Below are 3,221 nucleotides of genomic sequence, written 5' to 3'. Positions count from 1 at the left end.
CGCTGGCCGGGGCTTGGAACATCTGCTTCGTCTCCGAAAATGTCATCAAGGGCGCCGTCGAGAGCGGCGTTGCCAGTCTTGGCCGGGCCTACGGGTTGCGCCGGAACCCGCCCTCTTCCGTCGCCTTTTGCGCCATCTGCTGCAGGCTTTCCAGCCGCGCCGTCAGCTCCGGGTGATGCGGCTTGGGGGCTTTCGTCAGCCGGTCGATTTCCGCCTGTATTTCCGCCCTCGGGGATGATGAATCCGGCCCGTCCAAGCCGATCAGCGACAGCGCCTGAAACCTGTCCATAGAAGTCCTCGAAGTTGAAGCCCTGCGCCTCGAACTGCGCCCGCCATTTCGCCCGATCAGTGTAGATGATCAGGCCCATTTCTTCCAGCACGAGTTGGAAGAAGGGTCGCGTGGCTGCTAGGTATCTTGCCTCACCTGCAGCGTTTGCCTCACCCTTTTCCAGCATGTGCTGGTTGATGCGCCACAGGGCCGCGTCCCGCGCCTCGGTCAGCGCCACGTTCAGTTTCGCCTGACGGTTCATCGGATCGCGCAGGGTTACGTCATCCACCATGTCGAAGTCGCGCGTGGCGCGGACTTCGTGCCGGTCCCCGTTGTGCCCGATGACCGCGAGTGTGTGCTTTGGCCAAATGGCCAGAATGGCCAGATCGGACCCGCTGAAACCGTTGCTGCTCGGGTGGTTGTGGACAGAATAGGCCGCCTCATCACGCGAACCCGCCCGCCAGACCGCAGCCGGGAACGACACGCCGCTTTTGTGGCCTGACGTGATCGCCAGCGGGATGCCGTCCTCTGTCAGGACAACGAGGTGTTCGACCCCGCTCCGCTTTCCCTCGTCCAACACGAAGGCATCGGCCACGGCCTTCTTCTCGGCGAAGGTCTTGGCCTCAATCAGCTTGGCCATGAGCGTTTCGCCGGTAGGCGTTTCCGCGATGTCGAAGGAGCCGTTGGCCTTGTTTACGGCCTCGTCACCATCGACCGTGTAGCGCGCGAGGATCGCGCGGCGTTCGGCCTGCATCGCCTCAACTGCGGCCTGTCGCGCCCGGATTTCATCCGCCAGCTTGTCGGTCGGTGACTGCGGCTTAGGCTTCGGATCAGCCTTCGGCGGGTCGAACAAATCCTGATCAGGGTTGAAGAGCGGCCCGGCGTCACCAGAGTTTCCATCCGGTTTGCGCAGCTTGGATTGCTGGGCGCGCACGGCGGCCTCGGCTTCGGCCTTGATCTGGGCAGGGGATTTTCCGGTCTGGGCCGGGGCGAAGGGGTCGGCGGGGGGTGGTGCTGCAGGCGTAGGGTCGGCGCCGGGCGCCTTGACGCCTTCCGGCAAGGGAAGCCCGGCACCCGCCCACCGCTGCAACAGGTCGCCTTCGGTCAGCGCAACCGGCAAGCCGTCTTCCACAAGTTCGTTCTTGGCATTGAGGCGATACCGGACAAAGCGCGGTTCGGGCGTGGCTGCGCGGATCATCCTGACCTGCATGATGTTTAGCAGGTGGATCGCGGGGCGCTTGCGTCCCGTGCTGTCCACCTGCCATTGCGAGGCAAGGAAATGCCGGGTTTTGCCGCGCGCCGTAACCGTCAATGGATACCAATGCTGGCGCCCGATCTGGACCGACGGCAAGGCATCGAAAGCGGCGCGGATCGCATCGCCGACAGTAGCGTCTGACTCGGGTGCTGCCGGTGGTTTCGCCTCTGACCCCTTCGGCTTTCGCCCGGTCATGGCGGCCAGAATGTCGGCTTGCGGATCGGGCGCCGCCGGTGCGGGCCCGCCGAACAGATCACTATCCGCGGCGTTTTCGTCCCGCTTGTCGCCCTGGGGAGGATCAACTTCCCCCCCCTTCCCGCCTACGGCTTGCGGTTCAGGTTCCGGCTGGCGTTCTGGGACAGGCGCTGCCCCTCCTTGATTGCCGTCTGCGCGTTGCTGGCCGCGCGCTCCCAATTCACGTTCGACGGCATCGAGGAACTGCCGGGTTGCGGCGGCGACTGTTGCGCCACCGTTGAGGGCGCGTGCTGCTGCTGTGAGGGCTTCACTGATCGCTCCCTTGGTGTTGGCTTCGCGGCCCAGATAGTCCCGCATCGCGGCTGCGCTGTCCAGTCGGGTCTGGTTGCCCTCTGCGTCAAGTTGGTTGCCAGCGGCGGCAAGCCGGTCGGCATTGGCGATGACGTTCCTGAACGCGCTTTGCTCCTCGCGCTTCATCTTCGAGGCGGCTTCGAGGATCTTCGCCCGCTCAAGATAGAGATTCTTGGTGTCGTCTTCCGGGCCGAACAGGCTGTCCTGCGTCTCCACGACGGTATCCGCAGCGGCCTGCCGCGCCACGCTTTCGGCCTGAAACGCGGTGATGGGGCGTTCCTTCTGCATCCGCGCCAGAAGCGCCAGAATGTTGGCCTGCGCCGCTTTGTCGGTCACCGCCCGCCCGACGATTCCGCCGTCGCGCTCGCTCGACACGCCGTTGATCACCATGCCGAAGGCCTGCTCCGACAGGTTGCGCATCCCCATGGCGTCCCGCACGATGGCGGATGACGGGGGAAGGCCCAACTGATCCGGCGTCTTGTCGGTGCCGCGCAACACCTTGGCCGCGTCCAGCGCTGTGCCAGAGCCTTCCGCGATGTTCTTCAGGGCCGCCGTCACGCGCGCCTCTTCCGGGGTCACGCCATCGGCCTGCCGCAGGATCATGGCGGGCATCTGGATCGCCTTGCCCTGCCCGGCAAGCCGCTTGGCCAGCCCAAGGCGCTGGTGACCATCAGCGATTACGCGGCGCCCGTCGGCATACTCATAGATGATCGACATGCCAGCGCGTTCCGGCCGCCACTCGGTCACGCCCTTGAGCCGATCCGTCACGCCTTCCGCATCACCACCGGCCTTGTATTGCATCACGCCGGGTTCGGTGCCGATTTTGGCCACACCTGCCGCGTCGATAAACTCGAAATTGCGGGGCTGGTTCGGAATAGGCGCCGGGGGCACGGTTCCGCCTGCGGCCTGCACCACATCAGCTTGGGGCGCCGGGCCTGCGGTCGGGCTTGGCTGACCCTCTGGCGCCGGTTCCGCATCTGCGGATTTACGCATTTCCGCAGGTGGCGGGGCTTCTGACTTCACTTCTGCGTCGATCTGGTCCGGGCTGATCGGTTCAACCGTGCCGGTCTGCCGGTCATACCGGACCTTGCGCCCGGTCGGGACGCGCTGCCCGTCGGGGCCGTTTTCGATCTCGTCCAGAATCTCGTAGCG

The 3,221-nt window shown here is 65.3% G+C and carries 1 pseudogene; it reads right to left on the bottom strand.

Going from position 1 to position 3,221, the window contains the following annotated elements:
- A pseudogene (locus V7Q39_RS20285) lies at positions 1-3,221 on the bottom strand (hypothetical protein); the annotation flags it as partial.

The sequence above is a fragment of the Tabrizicola sp. genome (genome assembly GCF_036781545.1).
In the GTDB taxonomy this organism is placed as follows: domain Bacteria; phylum Pseudomonadota; class Alphaproteobacteria; order Rhodobacterales; family Rhodobacteraceae; genus Tabrizicola.
The sequence above is the reverse complement of the archived record's forward strand: the minus strand, read 5'-3'. Positions and strand labels throughout refer to the sequence as shown.